The organism is Dyadobacter sp. HNCC25DJ187 (assembly GCF_056895255.1).
Genome location: NZ_JBXHAT010000001.1, coordinates 874,411 through 900,882 on the forward strand (window position 1 = coordinate 874,411; position 26,472 = coordinate 900,882).

22 protein-coding genes are annotated in these 26,472 nt (G+C 44.0%); 7 read left to right on the top strand and 15 right to left on the bottom strand.

The window, feature by feature from the left end:
- Positions 1-2 precede the first annotated feature (2 nt).
- The 13 genes from AC1XUE_RS03490 to AC1XUE_RS03550 all read right to left on the bottom strand — a co-directional run bounded on the left by AC1XUE_RS03490 (position 3) and on the right by AC1XUE_RS03550 (position 12,718).
- On the bottom strand, positions 3-341 hold the full coding sequence (locus AC1XUE_RS03490) for an STAS domain-containing protein (protein WP_483354540.1): 339 nt from the start codon (positions 339-341) through the stop codon (positions 3-5).
- 49 nt (positions 342-390) lie between these two features.
- Positions 391-2,214: an AGE family epimerase/isomerase gene (locus AC1XUE_RS03495; protein ID WP_483354541.1), complete on the bottom strand. Its 1,824-nt coding sequence runs from the start codon at positions 2,212-2,214 to the stop codon at positions 391-393.
- Between the two features lie 70 nt (positions 2,215-2,284).
- Entirely contained in the window at positions 2,285-2,707 is a 423-nt protein-coding gene (locus AC1XUE_RS03500) for a VOC family protein (RefSeq protein WP_483354542.1), read from the bottom strand.
- Between the two features lie 10 nt (positions 2,708-2,717).
- Positions 2,718-3,287, bottom strand: a complete 570-nt coding sequence (locus tag AC1XUE_RS03505; RefSeq protein ID WP_483354543.1) for a DJ-1/PfpI family protein — start codon at positions 3,285-3,287, stop codon at positions 2,718-2,720.
- 95 nt (positions 3,288-3,382) lie between these two features.
- On the bottom strand, positions 3,383-4,138 hold the full coding sequence (locus AC1XUE_RS03510) for a type 1 glutamine amidotransferase domain-containing protein (protein WP_483354544.1): 756 nt from the start codon (positions 4,136-4,138) through the stop codon (positions 3,383-3,385).
- Positions 4,139-4,230: 92 nt separating this feature from the next.
- Positions 4,231-4,572 carry a hypothetical protein gene (locus AC1XUE_RS03515; protein ID WP_483354545.1) on the bottom strand — a complete coding sequence of 114 codons (342 nt, stop codon included), beginning with the start codon at positions 4,570-4,572 and terminating at the stop codon, positions 4,231-4,233.
- A gap of 18 nt (positions 4,573-4,590) precedes the next feature.
- Positions 4,591-5,421 (bottom strand): FAD binding domain-containing protein, encoded by an 831-nt coding sequence (locus AC1XUE_RS03520; RefSeq protein WP_483354546.1) that lies wholly within the window; start codon positions 5,419-5,421, stop codon positions 4,591-4,593.
- Complete coding sequence (locus AC1XUE_RS03525; protein ID WP_483354547.1) at positions 5,421-8,303, bottom strand: molybdopterin-dependent oxidoreductase; 2,883 nt, start codon at positions 8,301-8,303, stop codon at positions 5,421-5,423. The genes AC1XUE_RS03520 and AC1XUE_RS03525 overlap by 1 nt, the downstream gene beginning before the upstream one ends.
- A gap of 23 nt (positions 8,304-8,326) precedes the next feature.
- Positions 8,327-8,719: a nuclear transport factor 2 family protein gene (locus AC1XUE_RS03530; RefSeq protein ID WP_115828815.1), complete on the bottom strand. Its 393-nt coding sequence runs from the start codon at positions 8,717-8,719 to the stop codon at positions 8,327-8,329.
- 30 nt (positions 8,720-8,749) lie between these two features.
- The gene (locus AC1XUE_RS03535; RefSeq protein ID WP_483354548.1) at positions 8,750-9,595 is read right to left on the bottom strand and encodes an MBL fold metallo-hydrolase; all 846 of its coding nucleotides are present in this window, start codon (positions 9,593-9,595) and stop codon (positions 8,750-8,752) included.
- An 83-nt stretch (positions 9,596-9,678) separates the two neighbouring features.
- A complete protein-coding gene (locus AC1XUE_RS03540; protein WP_483354549.1) occupies positions 9,679-10,104 on the bottom strand; it encodes a hypothetical protein in 426 nt (141 codons plus the stop codon).
- A 90-nt stretch (positions 10,105-10,194) separates the two neighbouring features.
- Positions 10,195-11,901, bottom strand: coding sequence for a thiamine pyrophosphate-binding protein (locus AC1XUE_RS03545; RefSeq protein ID WP_483354550.1), 1,707 nt, complete (start codon positions 11,899-11,901; stop codon positions 10,195-10,197).
- The gene (locus AC1XUE_RS03550; RefSeq protein WP_483354551.1) at positions 11,891-12,718 is read right to left on the bottom strand and encodes a type 1 glutamine amidotransferase domain-containing protein; all 828 of its coding nucleotides are present in this window, start codon (positions 12,716-12,718) and stop codon (positions 11,891-11,893) included. Before AC1XUE_RS03550 ends, AC1XUE_RS03545 begins: the two co-directional genes overlap by 11 nt.
- A 530-nt stretch (positions 12,719-13,248) precedes the next feature.
- Between AC1XUE_RS03550 and AC1XUE_RS03555 the strand changes: the two genes are divergently transcribed.
- The 7 genes from AC1XUE_RS03555 to AC1XUE_RS03585 all read left to right on the top strand — a co-directional run bounded on the left by AC1XUE_RS03555 (position 13,249) and on the right by AC1XUE_RS03585 (position 24,273).
- Positions 13,249-14,208 carry a GAF domain-containing protein gene (locus AC1XUE_RS03555; protein ID WP_483354552.1) on the top strand — a complete coding sequence of 320 codons (960 nt, stop codon included), beginning with the start codon at positions 13,249-13,251 and terminating at the stop codon, positions 14,206-14,208.
- Entirely contained in the window at positions 14,205-15,251 is a 1,047-nt protein-coding gene (locus AC1XUE_RS03560; protein ID WP_483354553.1) for a sensor histidine kinase, read from the top strand. The genes AC1XUE_RS03555 and AC1XUE_RS03560 overlap by 4 nt, the downstream gene beginning before the upstream one ends.
- Entirely contained in the window at positions 15,248-16,021 is a 774-nt protein-coding gene (locus AC1XUE_RS03565; protein WP_483354554.1) for a LytR/AlgR family response regulator transcription factor, read from the top strand. The genes AC1XUE_RS03560 and AC1XUE_RS03565 overlap by 4 nt, the downstream gene beginning before the upstream one ends.
- Positions 16,022-16,149: 128 nt before the next feature.
- Positions 16,150-17,145 (top strand): bestrophin family protein, encoded by a 996-nt coding sequence (locus AC1XUE_RS03570; protein ID WP_483354555.1) that lies wholly within the window; start codon positions 16,150-16,152, stop codon positions 17,143-17,145.
- Between the two features lie 60 nt (positions 17,146-17,205).
- Positions 17,206-17,805 (top strand): NAD(P)H-dependent oxidoreductase, encoded by a 600-nt coding sequence (locus AC1XUE_RS03575; protein ID WP_483354556.1) that lies wholly within the window; start codon positions 17,206-17,208, stop codon positions 17,803-17,805.
- Positions 17,802-19,676, top strand: a complete 1,875-nt coding sequence (locus tag AC1XUE_RS03580; protein ID WP_483354557.1) for a monovalent cation:proton antiporter-2 (CPA2) family protein — start codon at positions 17,802-17,804, stop codon at positions 19,674-19,676. Before AC1XUE_RS03575 ends, AC1XUE_RS03580 begins: the two co-directional genes overlap by 4 nt.
- A 244-nt stretch (positions 19,677-19,920) precedes the next feature.
- Positions 19,921-24,273: a PAS domain S-box protein gene (locus tag AC1XUE_RS03585; RefSeq protein WP_483354558.1), complete on the top strand. Its 4,353-nt coding sequence runs from the start codon at positions 19,921-19,923 to the stop codon at positions 24,271-24,273.
- A gap of 17 nt (positions 24,274-24,290) precedes the next feature.
- Here AC1XUE_RS03585 and AC1XUE_RS03590 read toward each other — a convergent pair whose 3' ends face one another.
- Positions 24,291-25,370 carry an AI-2E family transporter gene (locus tag AC1XUE_RS03590; RefSeq protein WP_483354559.1) on the bottom strand — a complete coding sequence of 360 codons (1,080 nt, stop codon included), beginning with the start codon at positions 25,368-25,370 and terminating at the stop codon, positions 24,291-24,293.
- Positions 25,371-25,449: 79 nt separating this feature from the next.
- Positions 25,450-26,463: a zinc-binding alcohol dehydrogenase family protein gene (locus tag AC1XUE_RS03595; RefSeq protein ID WP_483355993.1), complete on the bottom strand. Its 1,014-nt coding sequence runs from the start codon at positions 26,461-26,463 to the stop codon at positions 25,450-25,452.
- Positions 26,464-26,472 lie beyond the last annotated feature (9 nt).

The window sequence follows — 26,472 nt, forward strand, 5'->3', positions numbered from 1 at the left end:
TCCTAATCCTGTTTTAGAATGACAATTGCCTCCTCTACCGTTCCGACAATCTTAAAAAAGTTGATGAAACCTGTTGTAGACATCACATCCTGAATGTCCTCAGAAACCCCAACCAGGATGACTTTGCCATTCTGGGATTTGATATTTCTGTAAACCATCAGCAAAACGCGCAGGCCTGCACTTGACATGAATTCCACCGCAGTCAGGTCAATTGCGATCTTCTCATTTCGCTCTGTAGCCAGCTTTGTATTACGCTCAAATTCAGGCGCAGTTTTACTGTCGATATCTCCGGTGACCTCTACAACCGAAATTTCTTCCTGGTCCGTCAATGTTACTTTCATAATTTTTAGCTTTAGCTATCGGCTATTGGTTACTAGCTTTTGAGATCCATTACTTTGCAGAGCTGATCTGTACTTTGACCCGCAAACGTTCCTCCGACTCAGGAAGCTTCACCGTTAATCCGTAAGCATCAAAGTCTGTATAGGGCACATCGTCAATAAATACTTCGCTGATATAGATGCTACCCGCAGGAAGAATATCAGGAGACACTCTCAGGATATTATCCTTCCAACCGTTAGGATATGGCTTGAAGTAGAAGTACGTAGGTTGCTTTGTAATCAGCAGGTTGATATAGACCGCTGACAGATAGCAAAGTTCTGTGCTGTGGTAAGCGCTCATAGAGTGACTTCCCTTCAAACGTTCTGTTCCCAGCAGATAAGGCATGCCATTTGAGAACACATTGAAGTATACGCCGCCATCATCGTTATCCAGGAAGAATGCATTGTAGAACGATGCTGCCTCACGTGCCTGTTTTTCATATTCTTCATTACCCAGCACACCATACATAATCAGGTAAGCAAGAATTGCCTGCTCCTGTTGCCACCATGCCTTACGGTCGTGCCATACAAACTGATGTTTTCTGCCTGTTTTTAAGCTTCGTTCCACCACATCATACCAGCCTCCACGTTGCTGATCCGAACCAGCTTCCGGCATCAGTTCCGCAATTTTCTTCGCAAAAGCAAGGTATTCTTCCTTTGGTGTCAATGACTGCTGACGGATCAGGTTCCAAGCGATTTTAAGATTGTGGCCTACAACTGCGCGGTTCTGCTGCCATCCCCAGGTTTGATCAGCGCTCCAATCCTCAAAGAATTTTTCCTGAACAAATGGGCTGTTGTCGTAATCCGGGAAATACTTGGTGATCGTATCAAAAGTATATTCAAGAAAATCAGCATGTGCTTTCTCGCCTGTTGCCAGATACAGGTTAATCAAATAGGCCGGCGCATGGTCACCTACCGAATTCCAGTTTTTACGGGCGCGGTTATGCGCCAGTGACTCTTCACGGGCGTCCAGGCTGATCGGGTGCAGGTGAGAGAAATAACCTTCCCCATCGTGATCTTTGAAATATTTTTCAAAAAGATCCATGGTTTTGTCTATATCCTCACGGATACGTCTGTCACCAGTGATCCGGTATGTTTGCGTAGGCCCTGCCAGCGCATAAATCTGCTCATACATAGGAAGTGAGTCCAGGTCATCGCCAAACTCAGAAGTGAGCAGTTTTGTTTCCTTTTGACCTTCCACTTTAAGCCCGTGGTACCAGTATACGAGATCATCGTCTTTATCAAAAAAGCGCATGTGGTCGCGCAGGTATTCGGTTCCAAGCTCAGCACCCTCCAGAAACTCATCCTTACCCGTAAGCAGATAAGCAGAAGCAAATCCATATACCATACGTGATATGGTATCCGTTTCCTGAAGATAATCTCCTTTCTTCGAACCACCCAGGTGAAGCATAGTCCGGTAGTTTTTGTAATTGATTTCTTCTTTTGGATAGTCAAATTGCCATTTCAGGTAACTTGAAGCAATCGAATCTATCTGAGTAATCCAGTAATTCTGCTCTTCGTGACGGTATGTTTTTGGCTCCTTACCCGGAAAAATAAGCTGCTGTGCTTCGAAGGTTGCCGTTTCTTCACCTGCATTTGGATAAAAAGTACCGTATGCAAATACATACTGCCCTTCGCTGGAAAGGAAATTACTGATGTCACCAGGATCCTGCCATCCTTCTGTAAGATTCTGAACATTCCTTGCATAAGTGGATGCGATCAGGTTAATCTTGAAAGCTCTTTTATCAGAAGTTTCAAGCGTAAACCAGCGTTCTTCCGGGCTATATCCGGTGACATAACCGGCGATAGTGTCTGAAAAAGTGAAATTTATATTCATATTTTGAGCATTAAAAAGGGTTGATTTAAGCGTTAGAATAATTTAAGGGTGGGTTTCCGTTATGCTTTTATCAGGCAAGATCCTCCTGATCTTTATATCCCTGCGTTACTTCTATAATGTTTCCTTCCGGATCCTTGAGCCACACTGTTTTCCAACCTTCGATGACATCATCAAAGTGAAGCGGGCCGAGCGTAACCACAGCGTCACTACCCATTTCAGTTAGCTTTTGGTCTACATCATCCACCGAAAAAGCCATATGCCGAAGTCCAGGATAATGTGGGCCGTCTGCCTCTGCCATCGGATAGGGACGCTGCTCTTCCGGAGGGAAAATTTCGAAGTAGAAGTTGTCATCGTTCTTCAGAAAAACGAGTTGAGCGTCGTCTCCAAGTTCTATGACCCTTGCCCTTCTGAAACCGAAATATTTGGCATAAAAAGCTTCAAAAACAGCCAGATTTTTGACCGTGAGTGCCAGATGAAAAAAGGTCGTTTTCATGTTAGTATGATTAGCTGATAGATAGGGTCTCGATAATCTTCTTGGCAAATAAATGGGCATGCCCTCCTGACCGTCCGGTTATCAGGTCTCCATCTACAACCACGTCTTCATTGGTGTAAATAGCACCATAAGCCTTTGCATCTCCGATCAGATTGTTGTGACAAACCAGTTTACGGCCTTTAACGAGCTCTGTTGCCGGTGCTACGAGCCATAAACCATGGCAAATAATGCCTTTAACAATACCCGGCTCTGCAAAAACGCGTTTAAGAAATTCGGTGGCCGGTGGAATTTTTTCAACATCTTCGGTATAACGAAGACGGTCTGAGACCATACCTGACGGCACAATGATCGCATCGTAACTACGTAGCTCTTCATCGCTCATGTTTTCGAACGACTCCCAGCAGTCCATCGGTGCGCGGTATTCGTGCCCATGGAAAGTAATTTTATCCTGCCCCCAAAGCCGGGTCAAAAAATGTATTTCCGCACCTTCTTCGGGAAAGCGGAATTTGTAATAGAATATTTCGTTTTCGAAATAATCGGCTTCAAAAAGAATACCGATTTTTTTTCCGGCCAGTTTCATGAGGATGCTCAATTAGAGATGCAATTAATTTAGAGATAGCGTTGGGTAAAAGCATTGTAATCCTGTATTTGAACCCATTCATTTACAATACCTTATCAACTCAACACTTCAACAAGTTTATCGCCAAATGCAATAGATGATTCCACTGAAAGGGCTGTTACAAACGGATGATCAAAAAGTACTTGTGGTTTGGTTCTGTTTGCTGTTGCATCTGAGTACACACGTCCATTCGGACCTACCGCATCTTCAACAATAACGGCAAGTGGAAATGCAAATCCCTGACTTACCAGATTGGTTCCCGCATTTTGTTCCGTTGCACGAACCAGCGAATATCCCATCGGCCCTGTAAAATCCCATTCGCGAGGATGTGCAATCATTTTTTTGCCATAAATAATGCTCCTGTGCAGGTTATCGTCCTCGCGTGACCATACGAAAGCACCGACTGCGTAGCATAGTGCACCCAGAATTTTACCTTGTTTATAAGCATTTACACAAAGCGCATGTACAAAAGGATTTCCAACGATATCGAGCGCCGAACCCGGGCCACCCACAATGGCCAAAGCGTCGTAGTCAGAAATGTCCGCATCCTCGATTTTTATTGGAGAATCCCATTCGCCTTTGTCCAAAATCTCGTTAATACGGTCTACAACCTCAGCCGGATTGACATTATAATTTTGCATGGGGTCGATAAAATTTTTGTCCATGCTTAACTCCATCGGCAAAGGTGTTATGCCTTTCGGCGTGGCGAGGGTCAAATCAAAACCCGCTTTTTTCAAAGCATCCCAGGGGGCCTGTAGCTCTTCGCCCCAAAGGCCTACGTTGGATGCGAGGATCAGTACTTTCTTGCTCATCTTGTTGTTAAAGGTTTATCGTGTAGGTTGAAAAAATACAGGTTATGAACAGCAAATAACTAATTCATAACCAACAACTATACTTCAAACAATCAGCCTTTCAGACCGGAATAGTGCCGGAAAATCTTTCCGTCTTTCAGATAAAGGGCATCGTATACTTTTGATTCTCCCCAGGCGGTCATGATGGTCGCTTCAAGGTGAATGCTATCTTCTGTAATTGCCAGCTTTTCGGTTGAAATGAAGCCGCGGTAGATGTTCGCCAGGTAATCGCCAAGCTGCGTTTTCAGCTCGGCATGACCTTTCAGATAAATGGGTTCTTCTGCTACGAGCAGTATCATGACAGCCTCTTCGTGGTAGTCATGCTCAACAAGTTCGTTGACATCATTATTTGCCAATAGAACCAAATGGTTGTCGTAAAATTCCTGGTTTGTCATAATCGGGTGAAAGAAAATTTAGCTTTTCAAGACAGCTCTTTTGATCAGAACTTTCAGTAAATGCAACAGATAAGATGGATTGGATATGTATAAATCTGACATGATTAATCTGTCATAGGTCATTTCGTTTAGCGCGGCTGTAATACTTTCCGGCGAACCATCTGTGCCGGCCAGAGAACTTTCAATATCACGTAGCCTCTCAGGGACAGGAACACAGCCACAGGCAGCCAGGCTAATTTTCGAGATCATATTATCGTTTTTGCTTACCATAACTGCTACACCACAAACGATTTTCCCTGCCTTCATGTAGTCAATGAAGTGGAAGGAACCAGCCCTGTCCTGACTGACCGTCAAAGAAATACTTCTAATGATTTCACCTTGTGTCAGTCCATCCGTCAAGTAATCTTCCAATGCTACTTGTCTGTCTCCAAGCGAACCGGTAACATTCACTTTTCCATCCAGCACAAGGAATGCAGCCAATAAGGGTCCGTGTAAAAGCGAACGATAACATAAAGCGCCGCCGACATTGCTGTGGTTTTTCAGGTGCGGGTCTTTTACTGCGCTGAGTGCATCTGCAAGGACCGGGACAGAGCAAATTGCGCTATCGGCCTGCATGGCTGCAAACGTTACAGAAGATCCAATCACCAGCTGGTTACCATAATGTATCACGGAATTTAAACCCGGAACATTACGAAGGCTCACTACCGACAAGGACTTTGAGATGCCTGCTTTTGAACTGCCTACATAAGCCTGATCGCCGGTAAAAACCTCTGATTCGTGCTCATGAAGGAGTGAAATCGCTTCCTGTAATGTTTCAGGGGCTGAATATGAAAATGGTTTTAAGATCATCACTCGGCAGGTTCGGTTTGTTGCTGTAATATTTCCCAGATTTTCTGCGGTGTCACCGGCATGTCGATATGTTTGATATCAAATTCGGAAAGTGCATCGCAAATTGCATTGATCATCGCCGGAGCTACAGGCGGATTGCTCACATCGCCTGCACCTTTTGCACCCATAGGATTAGAAGGCGACGGTGTTTCCGTGCGATAGAGTTCAACCTTGGGCATCCACTTCGAACGGGGTACAATATACGAATCCAGATCTTCGGTCAGCACCTGCCCGTTTTCAGGCGAGTACTTTGCTTCTTCAGCCAGTGCCTGCCCTATTCCCAGTACAACGTTTCCGTAAGTCTGTCCTCTGACCACTTCAGGATTGACGACCGTCCCAAAATCATCGACAGCTATATATTTGATCAGATCAATCTCACATGTTTCCTCATCTATTTCCACAACCGCAATGTGCGTGCCGAATGGAAAATTGAAATTGTCAGGATCAAAGTAAGCAGAACCTTCCAGTCCCGGATCCATACCTTCCGGCAAATCCCAGCCAAACCAAAGCATCAGCGCTATTTGTTGTAAGGTCATCATGGCCTGCTCAGGAGCCGGTGTTCCGATTACTTTTCCTTCTTTATACTCGATCAGCTCAACTGGTATTTTGAAAAGATATGCGGCATATTCTATTGCCTTTTTTACCATCATCCGGCAAGCCTTCTGAACGGCTACACCCTCCACGCTGAGTGATCGGCTTCCATAACTTGCCTGTCCGTAATAAAGCGGATTGGCTGTGTCGGAGTGTTTGATTGTGATATGCTCCATAGGTATCTGTAACTCCTCTGCGGCTATTTGTGCAAATGTCGTTTGCTGCGACTGGCCATGAGGCTGGGCACCTGTCGTAATGGCTACTTCGCCCGAGGGAGCAATATGAATATATGCACTTCCCCAGGTTCCACTCATCAAACCTTCGCCGCCCATTTTACCAGAATTACCAACACCAGCCACTGCTACATAGGAACCAATACCTAGTCCCAACAGTTTGCCACGACTGCGCGCTTCCAATTTTTGTGCTTCCAGACTGGAATAATCAGCCTTTTCGAGGGCTATGTCAAGCGTATTTTCGTAGTTTCCGGAATCATATGTCCATCCCAGGCCATTTTCATATGGGAACTGGTCTGGTTGAACCATATTCATGCGTCTGACCTCAGCAGGATCCTTTCCGATTTTTCGTGCGAACATTTCTATTGCACGCTCAATCAGAAAAATGGCTTCTGCCCTGCCCGACCCCCGCATTGGCGCAGTTGGCACCTTATTGGTATACACTACTTTCACCTCATAGGAAGCATGTGGTATCACATATGCTCCCGGAATGCTCCTGCCGATCAATGGCAGTGGCTGCCCCGGCGCATTGATCACAGGATATGCGCCAACGTTACTAAATGCGACACAACTTAATCCTGTCAGCTTTCCATCTGCAGTCCCTGCAATTTTAACATATTGTATCTGATCACGGGATTGGGCCGTATTTCTTGAAAAACCAGCACGGGTATCAATCCATTTCACAGGTCTGCCCAGTTCTTTTGCCATCCAAAGTACGAGAGGAGTATCGGGATAAAGATTTCCTTTACAGCCATTACTTTCTCCCATAAAAGGAACAATTACTCTCAGCTTATTGTAAGGAATTCCCAGTACATAAAGCGAGATCAATAAGCGATGAGGGTAAGGTATTTGTGTATTTGCCCATAGTGTATAATCCTGGGTTGCAGGATCATATTTAGCAAGTGCACCTCGCACTTCCAGCGTGTTGTGCATCATGCGCTGGTTGTAAATTTTTTGTTCAACCACTACCTCTGAATTTGCAATGGCCTTTTCAGTGGCTTCGCTGTCTCCGAAGGTCGTGTGAATCATGATATTATTCGGAGCCGTTTCATGAAGTTGCGGAGCCCCGGGAAGTATAGCCTCCTCAGCATCAAGTACGACAGGCAGAGCCTCGTAATCCACTTTAATTTTAGACAACGCATCGTAGGCCTGCTGGCGTGTTTCAGCCACCACGGCAGCCAGCTGATCGCCTGCAAACCGAACCCGGTCCGTAGCAAATACTGTATGAGAGCCCGGTACTATGCCGGACGGGTGCGGTAAAAAATTACTTTCGGTGAAAGGAGGTATCCAGATAACAGGCATTGGCATAATTCCTGTTGTATCCTTGGCTGTAAACACCCGGATCACGCCAGGCATTGTTTCCGCTTCACTGGTATCTATTCTATGAATAATGGCATGTGCAACAGGGCTTTGCAGAATAGCCGCATGTACCATTCCCGGCAATTCCATGTCTGCAATAAACTTAGCCTGGCCTGTAATTAGTTTTTCAGTATCCCGCGTCTTCACAGAGATGCCGACGTATTTGCCATCGGATGAAATGCCTTCGTTTGTTTCTTCACCTCTCATGTTAGCAGCTGCAGCACGGACAGATGCAACTACTTGCTCATAGCCTGACTCCCTGCTTAAATTACCGGAAAGCCTTTCTTTAATTTCGGCATCGGATGGAGTGACATTTTCATTCAGCAGCTCCAACATTGCCATAATTGTACCGGGTGTGGAAAAACCATTTTGTACTGCAAAATTTTCCCAGAAAGCATTCTGCAGCGGATGTAGCCCTTCGGCGGTTGCCAATCCTTCTATGGTTTGAATTTCACATCCTTCAGTTTCAGCAGCGAGAATCTGGCAACTTTTAGTAGCTTTCTTGTTAAGCAAAACAGTACATGTTCCACAGGAAGCCGAACTGCAGCCCTCTTTGGTACCGGTTAGTGCCAGATTCTCTCGCAAGTAGTTCACCAGCAAAGTTCTGCCTTCTATTTCAGAAGTACATTGTTGGCCGTTTACGTGATTACTCAGTTTCATAATGAAGGGAGATAAGTATGTTTTCAGGCAAGTGAACCATCCGGATGTTGTACCATGCCGGCAAAATGAATTGCAATTTTTCCATCTTTCAGAACCCAACTGTCTGCGAAACGCATTTCGCTCTTTTCACCACCAACAGTCATCGTAATTTGTTCAGTGATCATAAGCGTTTCAGGCTCTGCAGTTTCAGCCCAGAACACGATATCTGATTCAAGGCCATCTATACCCAGGATACCCTGCATGTGCTCTTTCACCTGCTCACGCCCCTGATATACAACCGGCGCCTTCGAGAAGCTGCTGATCAGCAACGCGTCGTCTGTATACTGATCAAGGAGCGCTTCAATATTTTTGTCGAGAATATGCTGAATATGCTCCGTATACATTTTACCAAGCTTAGTATCAGGAATATTTTTCATTTTGAAATGTTAGTTTAAGAAGAGAGAAACTTATGATTTCGGATATAAAAACAGCATGTAGTTAGACATATGCAGCGTAAGCTCTAATCTATAATCGGGATATTCCGAGATAATCCTGCTAAGCAGTTCCTCACCCTGAAGTCCTTGATACACCAATTGCTTTACATGATGCAGGTAATCAATCTGCTTATCAAAAACCGATGCATCGGTTGGTTCGCCATGACCGGGCAGGACATGTACATAGCCTTTGTTTTTCAGATTGGTTAATACACTGATCCAATTGTCAAAGCTGTACTGTCCGTCGGAAGTTTTATCCCCAAAAAATGCGTGTACGCTGTTGTAAATCATGTCTTGCGCGATAAGTACCTTCTCTGAGGGAATCTCCACAATCAGGTTAACCTGGCATTCCGTATCGACCACTTTAATCAGATTCAATTTCAAACCATCGATTTCCATGATTCCTTCGGCCGCCACCTCAGTAGGCAGATTTTTCTCTGCAAAAATGACCTGGTCGGCGTTTTCCGGATGCAGGCTTCTATGATATCCTATAAAATAGTCGGACATTGAATCGATAGTGCTAATTACCTCCTGTAGTGCATAAACAGGGGTTCCGTTAAAAGCAGGTGCTCCCATCCAGTGATCGGGATGCACATGTGTGATAATGATTCTATCAAGTGGTTTCCCGAGGCTTTCCATGTAGCTACGAAGCTCCTCTGCATGCGGCTTGAGCTGCAGCGTATCGATAAGAATCAGGGATCCGGCACTTTCGATGAGCTGGGCATTGGTAAGTTCTCCGTCCTCAGGCGACTGCACACAGTGTATCGTCACTGTATCCAGCACCACCTTGCTGACTTTGATATACTTGAAATTTTCCATAACGTTAAATAAAGAAGGGTCTACTATTTCATTACAGGATGCAATCCTGCCTGCTCAACGGATATTACGAATTATGGAACATGCTAAAGTGTTGCCGATCCTTCATGGTATTCAAGTCCGTCGACAATATATTTTGTGATCTGTGTACTACCATTTCCATCTGCCTTTACTTCCCAGGTCTGGAATGCGTCGCAGGCAATTCTTTTACTGTAAGGTTCGGGAGCGTTCCATACACTTGCTTCCCATTGAACAACAACTTTCACTATGGCAGTATCACCTGTAATGTCTGCCACTACCGACTTTACGGTGTGAACTTCATCAAAAAAAATGCGTACGACACGTTGAAACCAGCCTTCAAAACCGGCCCAGCCATAAACAGTTGCTTCAGGAAATACCATTTCAAGTCCCTCATCAATGATCATGGGTAATAGTTCTACCTGAGGAGCATGTACGTCCAGCTTTTCATACCAGACTTTTGCTAAATTTTCAATTGATTCCTGAGTAAGCATTGAGAATGATGAGTTAAAAAATGATGAGTTAAGAATTTATAGTCTTGGGGGTTTACAACTTAAAACAGGTTTGCTACTTTTGAAATCTTACTATTGAGAGCAATTCGTTTTAACCCAATCCGACTTGTGGTCTCCCTGCAGAACCAGGTCAATCAGAAATGGCTTATCATCTACCAGCATCCGCTCGATGGCAGGTGCTATCTCTTCTTCATTTTCTACCCGTACGGCATCAACCCCCATAGACTGTGCCAGGAGATCAAACCTTATGGCAGGATAAGAAAGGTCGAAAGATAGAGGATGGTCATGTTTGGGTATCTCTCTCTCCTGCCAGTATACATCGATATTTAGCTGAAGAAGCTTATAGGACCCGTTGTTACAAACTATGAATTTGGCTCCGGTATTATGCCGCACTGCAGACCATAAAGCTTGTATGGTATACATACTTCCACCGTCCCCGGAAAAGCCTATCACGGTTTTGTGAGGTGCTGAAAGTTTTGCTCCGATTGCACCTGGAAAGCCTACGCCCAACGAACCACCGCGGGTTACAAAATAATTTCCTGCCACTTTCGGAACCATATAGCGCGTAATAGCCGGAGAGCTTGTAAGTGCTTCGTCAAAAATAACCGCATCAGCCGGGATCTTCTCTGCTAAAACACGAGCGAATTGTGACATTTGAAGAGGATGCCCTCCCTTGTGTGTAAGATCTGCTTCGTGTTCCGCGGCAATTTTATTATTTTTCAGCGCGATGATCTGCTCCACTCTGGCTACCGCTTTTTCCTTTTGAGATGGCGTAATTTTGTTATTCAGAACGTCATACAGTGCTTCCAGAGAAAGCTTTGGATCACCCACAACGCCTATGTCAACGCGGTGATTTTTAGCAATTTCGTAAGCATTCAGGTCAATATGAATGACTTTCGCTCCCGTAGCATAAATTTCGCCAAGGTCCGGAAATACTTCGGGAACCATATACGTACCCACGACCAGGTTTACATCTCCTTTTGTCGTGATAGGTTTGCTGTATTCCCCAAACATATGGCCGGTGGTTCCCTGGTATAGCGGATGCGAATTATCCATGACCAGATCACCAAACTCTACACCATATACTTCAGCTCCTAAAAGCTCCGCAACAGCAGTTAATTCCGGAATTGCCTGTGAGTAGGCCACGCCATCACCTACGAAAATCATCGGCTTTTCAGATACCAGCAGTGTATCCGCTATCTCGTTGACCAAATCAGCTGAAGGCAGAACTCTGGTCGAAGGGATATGTGTAGGAATCACTTCTTCCTCATTGAGCTCGTCGAGAACGTCCATTGGAAGGCAAACGTATACCGGCCCCATTGGAGGGGTTGCAGCAATCTTGATAGCCCTGCGCAAAGTTCTCAACACCGATTTGGATGAATGAACCATGGTGGAGTACTTGGTCACCGGGGCCATCATCGCTACCAGGTCATTGGCCATCTGCGCATCCATATTCATGTAACGCGTCCCCGCATCAGACCCGATTACGACGAGCGGGGCATGACCACGTTTGGCCTGATACAGCGCTCCAACCGCATTTCCGATACCCGGGGAGCTGTGAAGCTGTACCAGAGTCGGTTTTTGCGTCGCGCGAGCGTATCCGTCTGCCGCCATGACGGCAATACTTTCCTGCAAAGTCAGAATGTACTTCATTTCAGGATATTCCTCTACAGCATCCAGAAATCCCTGCTCAACGGTTCCGGGATTGCCGAACATGTGATCCATGCCATCTGCCAGGAATTGCTCAATAATTTTCTGATTCCCGGTTTTACCAGCCATAGCGTACTGTTCCTTTATCTAATACATTTACAAACTGTTCTCCAAATTCGAAAGAGCATTGTAATGAACGGGCAGTAATAAATGGATAATCCACGATCACCGAAGTTTCCTTACCAAAGTTACCATGGTACTGACCTTCCGGTCCTACCGCATCACTTAGGATGTATTCAAGAACATATGGAGGAGGGCCCATATTCAGGTCTGTATGCAGAAAGCCGGTTCCGTCGTGGTAGTCATATTCGATACAGTGACCGGTTACGTGCTTGCCGCGAATGATTGATTTTCTTTCATTAAAGTCACGGGCAAAAACCAATGGTGCAACACCATAACAGATACCTGCAATCGGTAAGTTTTTCTTATAGAAACCAAGGATCAGGTCATGAACGCGCTGATTATTGACCATGTCGATGATAGGACCGCTTCCGCCAACCAGCAGCAATGCCGCATATTCTTCTGTGATGTTCTCTTGAGCGGTTTTCAGATCAGCGAAGTACTGCTCAAAGGCACGGAGAAAATCCGGTGTTGAAAAATAAGGACGTTCAGGTATTTCTGCGGAAAGGTTTTTTGTTTTCTCTAATCTGTTTGTTGCTTCGAAAGCTTTTACTTTGTCAGCAGCCAGCGGGGTGGTCACGCAAGTGCCAAGGGGAGGATCTACATAAGTTGTGTCGTAACTAGGCGGTAATGCTTCAGCTTTTTTACCGTTCGGTGTGATGAATTCTACTACATAACCTGCTTCTTCAAGTTTTTCAAGAGGGCCTACGAGTTCTATTCCCCAGTAACCATATTCCGAAAGAACAGCTAAAATTTTCTTTGACATTGGATTAGGAAGTTTTTATTACGTTAAATTGCCAGACTCATCAAGGAAATATTATCGTTTTCGCTTATTGATGCAGTAAATTTGGCATGTTGAACCGCATCTAAAATTAAAATGATGCCTGAAACTGTAAAAAAAACACTTGAACCAGTTGATTTGTGACTTTAAACCGATCAATGCATAAGTGAACTTTCATAGCCTGAATTCGATCCTATCAGGTCAGAATTACAAAAAACTATCTTTAAAAAATCACATTTCAATATAGAATCCTCTGACAATTCAGTAATTAGATGATCAGCCCGGATTTTTAAAGTTTTTTCTATAATAATTATAGAATTTTGAAGATATATTATACTAAATTTGGAAGCCCAAGTAGTATAATTCCACAAATCACACGTAACATCCTGTATATATCAAGAGACCCTACAAGGTCTCTATGGACGCATGGTGATCATTGGTTCACTTCTTGACAGGCTTTCAATGCGATGAATTCATTTTTTCGTAATAAACTCCTCAACTGATAAACTTTCTCAATGGAGCCCCTAAATTTACTTATCGTTGCGATCAGACAGGACTGGCAGCCTCTGATATCTGAATCTCTGACTAACGCCGGCTACAAATTTCAAGCAACCAAGGTACACTCAAAGCAACAGGCACTGGAAGCTTGCCATCAATCTAAGTTCGATCTGATCATTTCTAACTGTACCCTGCCCGACGGACAGGTTGCTGACCTTGTATCGGTTCTTGGAAAATTAAGCCCGTGCCTCGTGATGGCAGAAGGCCATTGTCCCACCACGTCTGAAAAAGCCCTATCGCTCTTGGCCACAGACTTCTATATTACCAGCTCTGAACAAAGTTCATGGTTGTCGGCTATGGAGAAAACACTATCCAAATGGAAGTCCAATGCAGAGCAGAATATTGAGAAAATTCATCAAAACAGCAGCAGCCTTCACAAAAAGGTGCTTGCCATATGTGAAGAGGAGCTATCCGCGGAAAACTTAAATGAAAAACAGGCTGAACATTCCATCGCCAACGTCTTCACGATTATACTGGAAGCACTTGACCTGAGCAGGATTTATCTGTACACAAAGAAATCCATGCCTGACGGAGAAGAAATTATCGTACAGCAAAAAGAGATTTCTGCACCTGGTGTAAATAGCCGCACAGTCAAAACGACAGATATCCCGTATTTTAAAAGATGGAGCAATCTGTTTGTATCCAAACAAAACGTTCAGGGAGATCTTAGGTCGCTTCCTGCAGAGGAAAAACACTGGCTCAATCAGCGCGATGCGCAATCTGTACTGGCCGTGCCTATTCACAACAATGAAACCTGGAACGGATTTATTGGCCTGGAAGATATGATGAATCCAAGGCAATGGACCGAAGCTGAAGTGAATTTACTAGAATCTGTTGCAAAATTAATCCAGCAAAATCACCTCAATAAGAACCTGCCAGCTTACAGTAAAAACCGACTTTATACCAATCGGGTATGACCGTTCATGTCGATTATAGCAAAGGGATGTCATTGGGTTGGCGTCTCTGCTTTATTTTAAGCCTGCTGGCGACCATACCCCGACTGATTTTTGTCTGGGAATCACTGTCTTTTAATGCACAATACGGTATTGCAATTCTGGATATTCTCATTCAGTTTGTAATCAGTTTTGAATTCGCCTGGATTTTTCTGTACATATGCCTGAATTACACCTATAAAATTCCAAGTTGGTTCAATCATCAGAACAAGTATATGCAGATTGCACTGGTGGTCGCTCTTTTTTTTGTACTCAATGAAATACTTTTCCAGTTGAAACTGGCATTGGATAAAAACAATTCTGATATACTGATTTTCAGAATTGTATATTATCTGTACCATTCCCTGCTGATACTAGCCATACTGGGTTATCGTAATTTTTTACTCGCATCTCAGGCATACTACCGTGTTGCGCTTGAGAATGAATTGTTGAAAGTGGAACAAATCAAGGCGCAACTGGAAGCGCTGCGAAATCAGCTTAATCCACATTTCCTTTTTAACGCACTTAATATCCTTAACATATCTATCTTCTCTAATCCGGACCTGGCACAGCGTATCGTACTGGATCTGTCTGATATTCTCCGTTACAACCTCAAAGTTCAAAACCAAAGTCTGGTACTGCTAAGCGACGAGCTTGCTGCAGCAAAATCCTACCTGGATCTGTATAAGGCCCGGTTTGGAGAAAAACTTCTTTTCTTTTTTGAAGACGTCTGCACTACCAAAGAGTGGTTTGTTATCCCGCTTTCACTGCAAATCCTGATCGAAAATGCAATTAAGCATAATGTGATCACATCCAATCAGGTGCTATTTATTGAGATAAAACTCAACGAAAGTGAAAAATCGCTCATTGTTCAGAACTCAGTCAATAAAAAGCTGGATGTCCCCGGAACAGGAATCGGATTGAAAAATCTGGATAAAAGATATAAAATTCAAACTGGTATTCATCCTTCACATCTGGAAAAGGACGAACAATTTACAGTGAAAATACCCCTCATTGAAGCTCCATGACACAAATACTCATTATTGAAGACGAAGTTCCGGCAGGCGAATACCTTACCCAGCTCATTCAGCGGATAGATCCTAAAGCTAAAATTCTTGACATACTGGAAAGCGTTGAACTGGCGGTCGACTGGCTCACCACCAGCCCCTCACCAGACCTTATTTTTCTTGATGTTCAGCTGGGTGACGGAACATGCTTTCAGATTTTCGAACAAATATCAATCAGCTGTCCTGTTATTTTCACCACTGCGCACGACGAGTATGCATTGCGTGCTTTTAAGCTCAACAGCATCGATTACCTGCTGAAGCCCATTCGTCAGGAATCGCTCAAATTTGCACTGGATAAATATTACCAGCTTAATGAAGAAAATGCAATTACCAAGATAAAGTATCTGGAAGAATTAATGCATTCACAGATTCTGCCAAGGAAAAATCCGAGACGAAGCTTTCTTGTACCCTTCCGTGACAAACTCATTCCTTTAAAAGATACTGACTTTGCCTGGCTCACAATCCGCAATAGTGTGGTGGTGGCCACCCTGCACGATGACCGCAGTTTCGTGGTAGATAAAAACCTTGAGGAGCTTGAGAATCAACTGGATCCTTCCAATTTTTTCAGAGCAAACCGGCAATTCATCATCGCCAGGGAATGTATCAGTGAAATAGAGCTTTACTTTAACGGCAGGCTTCTGGTACGCACATCACCGGTTTCGGCCAATCAGATCCTGATCAGTAAAGAGCGTGTGCCGGTGTTTAAAAAATGGTTTGAGGAGCTCTCTTAGCCGGAAATTTTAGGCTCTTTATTTTCAGCTTGATACAGGAAATTTGCTGGTTCACCCAAAATTGGATTTATCAGCTGTACAAATTTTTAAAACTTACTGGCCAAACCCGTCCCCTTTTTAAGTAAGCCATGTATACAGCCCGAGAAATAAAGCCGTCTATTATCCTTTCGTTTGCCTGGCCATCACTTTTATTTTATCTGACCTATTCAATTTGTTTGTGCTGCCTCACATATTGGGGCCACATGTCTATCGGCTTTTCCTTCGTGCCTATTGGTTTGATCGGAACCGCAGTTGCATTTTACGTCGGCTTTAAAAATAACTCCTCCTACGAACGACTCTGGGAGGCAAGAAGAATTTGGGGAGGCATCGTAAATGCAAGCCGTACGTGGGGAACCTATGCGATAGCTTATATAAAACCGGATTCAGATATAGCAGGGATGAATGAAAAACAACTTCAGACAAAACTGATACACGGATTAATTGCCTATATCAATGCTGTCAGAATACAACTACGACAAAAAAGTGTCTGGAATAATAGCAATACGACTGCTCATGCAGTGCTGAAAGGAGGGCATGACCAGGCGCCTTTACACTTGGCTTTAAGCGAATTTTTACCGGAATCAGAAGTCAGATATTTTCTATCTAAAAAAAATCCTGCCGCGCACATCCTGAAATCACAAACGAAACTGCTCGATCAGATATTCCGTAACGGCGGGATTAATGAGCGTTTTTACGTGCAGATGATGGCACTGGTTCAGGAGTTTTACAATCAACAGGGAGCGGCGGAAAGAATCAAAAACTTTCCTTTCCCGCGACAATATGCTTATTTCAGCAAGGTATTTGTTTGGCTATTCATTCTCATCCTGCCATTCGGACTGATCAATGAATTCCTTAAACTGGGACCAGAAATGGTATGGATAGCCGTACCTGCATATATCATTATTGCATGGGTTTTCAACACTATGGAAATTGTGGGTGATACGAGCGAGAATCCCTTTGAAAATGCAATCAATGATATACCCATGACAGCGATTTGCAGAACAATCGAGATCGACCTGAGGGAAATGCTTGATGAGACCACTATTCCACCGGCAATCACCGCAGTGAATGACATTCTGATGTAGCCCCCTTTTGCCGGGATAATGACATTTTAAAATACAAAAAGAAACCAACATAGTTCATTCATGCAAAATCGCATACTCGTTCTGCTCGTACATCCGCTATTTGAAAAATCGAGGATACATAAATCCTTTGTAGACCATATTCCGGAGGGAATCACTGTTCACGACCTTTACCAGGAATACCCCGATTTTAACATCGACATTCAAAGAGAACAAGAGCTGCTGTTGAATCATGATATCATTATCTGGGAGCACCCCATTTACTGGTATAGTTGCCCGGCGTTGTTGAAGCAGTGGATTGACATCGTCCTGGAAGCTGGTTGGGCATACGGCCCAAAAGGCAAAGCGCTGGAAGGCAAAGTGGTCATGCAGGTTTTATCAACCGGCGGCGCACGATCCACCTATCAGCCAGACGGTTATCACCACTTCACTTTAAAGGAATTTCTAACGCCTTTCAATCGAACCACCACTTTGTGCAACATGAGGTATCTCCCTCCCTTTGCCGGACAGGGATCACACAGAATAAACGATGACGAACTACTGACGCTCAGTCAGGACTATGCAAGGCTTCTGGATCACTTTCAGCAAAACATACTGGATATAGATGCACTTCAGGAATTTGAATATATGAACGACTGGCTACTAAAAGAGAAAATTGTATGAGCAGTGACTTTCTACCACAAGCATTGGTCTATCTTTCGGCTGCAGTAATCTGTGTGCCGATTGCAAAGAAAATCGGCATGAGTTCGGTACTTGGTTACCTGATCTCAGGCATAGTCATAGGTCCTTTTGTTCTTGGTTTTATAGGCCAGGAAGGTGAAGGTATAATGCATGTGGCTGAATTTGGTGTGGTGATGATGCTATTTCTGATAGGCTTGGAACTGGAGCCCAAAGCATTTTGGAAAATGCGTAAAGCCATTGCGGGGTTCGGATTTTCGCAACTGATTGGTACAACCCTGTTGATTTTTGGTCTCTTTATGTTCCTTGGTTGGGAATGGACGATGTCCTTGTCGATTGGATTGGCCTTAACAATGTCTTCCACTGCAATTGTTTTACAAACGTTAAAGGAAAAAGGACTTTCAAAATCTCAGGCTGGTGAAGCATCATTTTCAGTGCTGCTATTCCAGGACATAGCGGTCATTCCCATTTTGGCTATTTTACCATTACTGGCTACAGCCATCGTTGCTCCTGAGTCGGCACATCCATCTTTACTAGTAGGGCTTCCTGCATGGCTTCAAACGGTAATTGTGATCGGAGCTGTAGCTTCCATTTATGGAATAGGAACGTATTTGGTAGTACCCTTGCTTCGCCTCATTGCCAAAACAGGACTGAGGGAAATGTTTACGGCCTCTTCCCTGTTGCTGGTTGTGGCGGTTGCCCTTTTGATGGAGACCGTTGGCCTCAGCCCTGCTCTAGGCACGTTTGTGGCTGGTGTTGTACTTGCCAACAGCGAATTCCGCCACGAGCTGGAAAGCGATATAGAACCCTTCAAAGGCTTACTACTCGGATTGTTCTTTATGGGTGTAGGCGCAGCTATCAACTTCCAGTTGCTGACTCAGTCACCCGGACAAATTGCTTTCATCGTATGTACCGTGATCCTGATCAAATTCGGCATTTTATTTGCGATTGGAAGAGCTTTCAAATTAAAAAATGACCAGAATTTTATGTTTGCCCTCGGTCTCAGTCAGGTAGGTGAATTTGCTTTCGTATTACTCTCTTTCACAGGGCAACTTCACATCATCAATGAAGAATGGCTAGGAAAATTCACCGCTGTGACGGCTATCAGTATGATGACTACACCACTCCTGCTGCTATTTAACGAAAAGGTAATCACGCGCTTCTTTGGCACGGATGAAGCTCCTGAAAAACGGGCTGCTGATGAAATACATGTGCAGCATCAGGTCATCATAGCCGGTTTTGGCCATTTCGGAAGTACTATCGGACGCTTGCTGCGCGCCAATGGCATTGAAGCAACAGTACTCGATAATAATGCGGATCAGGTTGAATTATTAAGACGAATGGGATTTAACGTTTACTATGGGGACCCGACCAGGATTGACTTGCTGAAGTCAGCCGGCATCGAGAATGCCAAATTACTTATTACTGCATTCGACTCGCCTGAACTTAACAATGAATTGATTAAAATCGTTAAGAAACATTATGGCCATGTAAAGGTACTGGCAAGGGCCAGAAACCGTTTTGATGCACACGAGATGATGGAAATGGGTGTTACAAATATTTACAGGGAAACGCTTTACACATCTGTACATCTGGCTATTGATGCATTGCACGAACTCGGCTTCAGAAAGTATACTGCTACCCGACAGGGGCACAAGTTTATCACCTATGATGAAAAATCGCTGGAACGACTGGCCGGATCCCGAAGCGATATGAAAGAGTACGCAATTCACGCACGACGTGAAATAGAGATGCAGGAAAAGCTTTTACAGGAAGACCTCCTGCTGGACTTTTCCACTGAAGACCATAGCTGGGATAGCAATTTTGTAAAAGACACACTAATGGGAAAGAAATAATATAGTCATGCTCAACAAAATGCCTCATGTCTGATCAATACATGGGGCATTGTCATATATAAGCAGTTGATATACAAAAGCCAGCTTTTCGGATATCCTGTCTACTGCCAACCCTTCTATAATCATCCTCTGGTACTGTTAAAGGCACCATATCCTGAATCTCGGTACGCAGCTATAATCACTTTATTTATTGAAAAAAAATACGGAGATTTAGGAAATTTAGCATGCGTTACTCAACATCGAAATGAACTTTCCTCTTCCTGATCATGAAGCCAAAAGGCTTCAGGTGCTTCGCGAATATAAGGGACTTACAACTGTTAAAGAACGGGAATTTGACCGTTTGACACAGCTGGCATCCATCATTTGTGATACACCTATATCGATGTTATCTTTAATCGATGACAAAACCCAGTGGTTTATTTCACAATACGGAATGGACATGGATGAGCTTCCAAAGGAAGATTCGTTTTGCCAGTATACAATCCTGACAGATGAGCTCATGCAAATTGAAGACGCTACACAAGATGAGCGTTTTGCCAGCAATAAGTTTGTTATTGGTGAACCGTTTGTACGGTTTTACGCAGGTTTCCCTATCATTGACCCTAACGGCTATCATTTGGGAGCATTTTGTGTATCAGGTTCAGAGAAAAAGAAACTGACTACCAATCAGCTCGAGGCTCTGAAGCTTCTTTCTGATCAGGCTACGTCCCTGATTCTTGAACAACGTAAAAAAGATGAGCGACGTAATTTCGACCGGTTGTTTAACCTCAGCAACGACCTGATATGTATAGCAGGAACTGACGGCTATTTCAAGAAAGTGAATCCCGCCTTTGCCAATGTGCTGGGCTGGGATGAAGCTTATATTCTGAATACACATTTTCAGGATATGGTTCATCCTGACGACAGGAACCAAACCAACGAGGATCTTTCAATCCTAATGAACAAAGAAACTTCCGGCACGTCAGTCCACCGAGTAAGACATCAGAATGGCGGCTATGTATATATTCAATGGGTAACAACAACCGAGCAAGGAACAGGAAACTTGTTTTGCATTGGCCGTGATATAACAGAAGAAAAGATCAAGGAAGAGAAGCTTAAAACAAGCGAGGATAATTTTAGGTCGTTTTTTGAAAACTCCCAGGGCTTCATGTGCACACATGACCTGTCAGGACAATTCCTGACCGTAAATACCGCTGGTGCCCGCCTGCTGGGTTATGACAAGCAAGATATACTTGAAATGACTTTGTTTGACATTATCCCTGAAAAGCACCACCCAACACTTAAACAATACTTGACTGATATTCAAATAGATGGCATATCAAGTGGCTTGATGACTACCCGTCACCGCGACGGTTCATACAGAATATGGAACTTCCAAAATATCCTGGTTACCAATGAAAAAGGATATCAGCATATTGTTGGCAACTCCATTGACGTAACGGAAAGTCAGAAGCTGGCCAAGAAATTGGAGAAGGTACAAACCATGTTGTTGCAAAGTAATCAGATGGCAAAAGTGGGTGGCTGGGAAGTTGATATGGCCACACAGGAGGTACACTGGTCTGAAGTCACTAAATCAATTCTTGGAGTTGATTCTGACTACAAGCCAAATGTGGATAGTATCAGAAGTCTGTATCAACATGAGGAGACCCGGATGAAAATTACAGAAGCTGTCCAGTCTGCAATCGATGAATATAAGAGTTACGACCTGGAACTTGAAATTACAACGTTTACCGGTGAAAGTAAATGGCTCAGAACGATTGGTCATGCAGAAGCAGATAAACGGGGAGCTTTGAAACTTTACGGGATGTATCAGGATATTGACGAAAAGAAAAGGGCCGAACTCGTGACGGCCAATTCAAAAAAGCTGCTGGACGATGTATTGAATGCCGCTTCAGAAGTCAGTATTATCGCTACCGATATGGACGGTGTCATCACTGTATTTAACAAAGGCGCCGAAAATCTTCTGGGCTACCGGGCAGAAGAGATGATCGGTATCAATCGGCCTGGCATGCTTCACCTGCTTTCCGAGCTGCAAGTACGTTCCGACGAGCTTACTCGTGAATACGGATATCCAATAGAAGGTTTCAGAATATTGGTACATAAGGCAGAAACTGATAAGGCGGAAGTTCGGGAATGGACCTACCGTACCAAAAGCGGGGAACTGAAACCTGTATCGCTGGTAAATACTACAATCCGGAATCACCATGATGAGATAATTGGGTATCTGGGTGTAGCAACAGATCTCACTGCCACGAAAAAAGCGGAAAAGGAGCTCTTCAATGAGAAGGCACGATTGCTGGCATTTGTCGAGCATGCACCGGCAGCGGTCGCTATGTTTGACAGGGATATCAGATACATGGCAGTGAGCAGAAAGTGGATGGAAGAGTACCGGTTAACCGGGCAAAACATTATTGGCATTACACATTATGATATTTTTCCCAATATTGAAGACCCCTGGAAAGAGCATCACCAGCGTGCATTAAAGGGCGAAACACTATCTTGTGACGAGGAGCTATGGAGGCCTCCGGGTTGGGAAGCCGATCAGTATCTAAAATGGGAAGTTCGCCCCTGGTATCAATACGACGGCTCGGTTGGCGGTATTATGATGTTCACAGAAGATATTACCGAAGCAACACTTGTTCGTCACGAACTGAAACAAGCAAAAATCCAGTCCGAGCAGGCAAGTATTGCCAAGTCGGAGTTTCTGGCCAATATGAGCCACGAGATCCGAACGCCGCTGAACGGTATTATCGGATTCACGGATCTGGTTTTAAAAACCAGTATGACCGATACGCAGCACCAGTATCTTGCAATTGTCAATCAGTCGGCAAATGCCCTTTTGAGCATCATTAATGATATACTCGACTTCTCCAAGATAGAAGCCGGTAAGCTGGAATTGGAGATTGATAAAGGTGATATCTATGAAATTACATCTCAATCTGCTGATATTATCTCCTTTCCGGTCCAGAATAAGGGTCTGGAAATGTTGCTGAATATTCCGTTGGATCTGCCTCGCTTTGTTTGGATTGATGAAATCAGATTAAAACAGGTACTGATCAACCTGCTGAGCAATGCTGCAAAGTTTACCGAAAGCGGGGAAATTGAATTGAAGATTGAAATCCTGGATTATCGTCCCGCTGAGAGTAATGAGATCACCTGCCGCTTCATTGTACGCGACACCGGCATTGGTATCCGTGAAGAAAAGCAAGCTAAAATATTTGACGCTTTTCTTCAGGAAGATAACTCCACAACCAAAAAGTATGGAGGGACCGGCCTGGGCCTGACTATCTCTAACAGCTTGCTGGCTATGATGGGTAGCTACCTGCAGCTCAACAGCGTTCATGGTGTTGGAAGCACTTTCTTTTTTGACCTGACCATGCAGTCTGAGCCCGGAGAGCCTATCATCTGGGACAATGCCGAATCTATCAAGAATGTTCTGATAGTTGATGACAACCAGAACAATAGGCTTATCGTAGAGAGAATGCTTCAATTGATGAATGTGAAGTCCGAACAGGTAACGAATGGATTCGATGCTTTGGAAGCACTGGAGTCTGACACTGTCTATGATGCCATTTTGATCGACTACCATATGCCCTATATGGATGGTCTGGAAACCATTCGTCACATCAGAAAAACTTTCTCTCAAAAAACAGAAGGAATTCCGGTGGTGTTACTTAACAGTTCCGCAGACGATGCCACGGTCATTAAGGGATGTGAAGAGTTAAAAGTGAACTATCGACTAATGAAACCCCTGAAAATCAACGATATTTATCTTTGCCTGTCCAGATTATCTCAAAAGGAATTCCACGAAGAATTTGTGAGTATTTCAGAATCCGATGATATCAATCAGGACGTACTGACTATACTCATTGCAGAAGATAATCCCGTAAATATGTTCCTGGCAAAAACCATTATTTCGAAGGTGGTGCCAGCAGGGATTATTCTGGAAGCAGCTAATGGTCTTGAAGCTGTTGAACACTGTAAACGGGTTAAGCCAGACCTGATATTTATGGATGTGCAAATGCCGGAAATGAATGGTTATGAGGCAACCTTTGCCATTCGCAATTTGCTACAACATAACTACGTGCCTATTGTAGCGCTCACGGCAGGCAATGTAAAGGGAGAGCGCGACAAATGTATAGATGCAGGAATGGACGACTTTGTAGCCAAGCCATTTGTCGAAGATTCTATCAGGACCATCATTGACCGTCATACCCAATCCGTTACCAGCTCAGAGGTCAGGCCCATAGGTAGTCATGACGATGAGCAGGAACATTTCGATATTGAGTTGTTAAAAAGAACTTATATGAATGATCAGGAATTCATTACTGAATTCCTGACTCTTACAGAAGAAGCGCTTCAGGCGGGTGTTACCGATCTTCACAAACATTATGATAACAGCGACCTTCCCGGCATCAAAAGTGCAGCCCATAAACTAAAAGGGGCTTCAGCATCGGCATTTATGAATAAGGTAACTGCCATCACCCAGGAATTAGAATACATGACTTTGTTTGATCAAGAACGGATTGAACAATTGGTCTCCGAATTGAAGAAAGAATCTGACTTACTTACCCCTATGATAGCATCGGCTAAATAGAAACCACATTTTCAATTTTACTCAACACTTTTAATTTTTTCCCTCTGCTGTCGGATTCCCTCCGGCGCAGAGTCCGGTTTTTCATTACCCATTAAGAAAGCAAACGAACGGGTTTCCTTGAAGTGGTGAAAGCTAACTCTTAATATTCCAGTAATAGGAATGGCAATAATGGCTCCTGCAACACCCCAGAGGAGTCCGAAGCCGATGACCGATGCTATAGTCATAAATGGATTCAAATCAACCTCTTTCCCCACAACATACGGCTGCGTGATGTAATTGTCGATCATTTGAGCCGCAAACATAACACCACCTACAATCAGAACTGCGGAAAAGCCACCTGATACCATAGCCAGCATAGCAGCCAGGCAGCCGCCAATTAAATTTCCAAGATATGGAATGAATGAAAAGACGGCAGCAATCAAGGCAAGTAAAGGGGCATATTTGATACCCCCTATCAAAAACCCTGTGCCGTAAAGCACTACGAGAATCAACATGGCTTTGAACATTCCCCAATAATAACCACCAGAGGTTTTACGAATCTCTTTCAGTACTTTCCGAACCCGAACTTGTTCGCTCGCCTGCACATTCAGCAGAATGAATTCTTTGAAACGCTCCCGTTGAGACAAGATAAGAATTACATATACAATAACCAGAACGGTGCTGGCGATAGCTCCTCCAATGGTGCCAAGGGCAGCAGGTCCGCCTTCACCCAGGCTCGCCAGCATCCCCTTAGCCTGTTCGAGTTGCTGGTCAGGATCCACCCCTGCCTTGTCTTCAATAAAAGACTGCGCTTGTTCCAAAAGTGCAACCGACGTTTTTTCAATTTCAGACCAATCTTTAGCGATCATCTTAACCTGAATAGCTATCAGACCACCCAGAAATAAAAAGAAAAGTATAAGTAGAAAGGTGCTTCCTGCTACTGCCCAGCCACGGCCCAGCCCTTTTTTCATCAGCCAATCCATAACCGGAATCAACATCATACCCAGAACGGCAGCAATGGCAAGTGGCGCCAGAAATGTTTTTCCCAAATACAGGCCAGCAGGAAGCGCGATTAGCAACAATATCCAGCGAAGAATTTTTGTAATATGATTATCCATAGAAAATGATTTTCCAAGGATATCCAAAAATCATTCCACACAGTGGTAAACCATGTAAAGGTCTACCCCCATAATTTCGTTAAAGTACTTCAACCATGGCTTTAATCACTCCATACTCCGGATTTAACCAGTTTTTAAAAGTGTTCTTCAGCTGATCGAATGCAACCCGGTGAGTTATATAGGTTGTAGGATCGATGAACCCCGATTTCATACAGCCGATTACATGCTCAAAATCTTCACGGGTAGCGTTACGGCTGCTCATCAACGTAGCTTCACGCTTATGGAATTCGGGATGTGTAAAACTGATTTCACCTTTTTGTAATCCGATAAGCACATATCTTCCACCATGTGCAAGGTATTGAAAGGCATTGTTAATCGCTCTTTGATTTCCAGTCGCATCTATGACAACGGTAGGCATATCCCCATTTGTAAAATCTGACAACTTCTGATGGACATCATCTGCAAGAGCGTTCACCGTATAAGAAACATCTAATTTTTCACGACAGAAGTTCAGCCGGTCTTCGTTGATATCCATAGCGATCACCGACGCTCCTGCAATTCGCGCAAACTCCATGGTTCCTAACCCGATAGGCCCGGCGCCAACCACCAGCACGGTATCATTGGGTGTAACGCCGGCCCGGCGAATACCATGAGCACCAATGGCCAGTGGCTCCACCAAGGCAAGCTCATCAAGGCTCAGACCGTTGCCATGTACAAGTGCATAAGAAGGAATAGAAACATACTCCGTCATACCACCATCTATATGTACACCAAAAACATTGATATTGGTGCAACAATTGGGTTTCCCATTTCTGCAGGCTACACAGCTTCCACAATTAAAATATGGAATAAAAGTTACATATTCTCCAACCTGAAAACCTTCTGCATCCGTCCGGACGATCTCCCCGGCAAGTTCATGTCCGAGGATTCTCGGATAGTTAAAGAAAGGCTGCGTACCTTCATAAGCATGCAAATCTGTTCCGCAAATCCCTATACGCCGAATGCGGATGGTTGTATATCCTGACCGGCTCTCAGGCATTTCCTGGTGTGTGTAATCCAATTGGCCAGGGGTTGTACAAACAAGTGTATTCATCATTTTAAT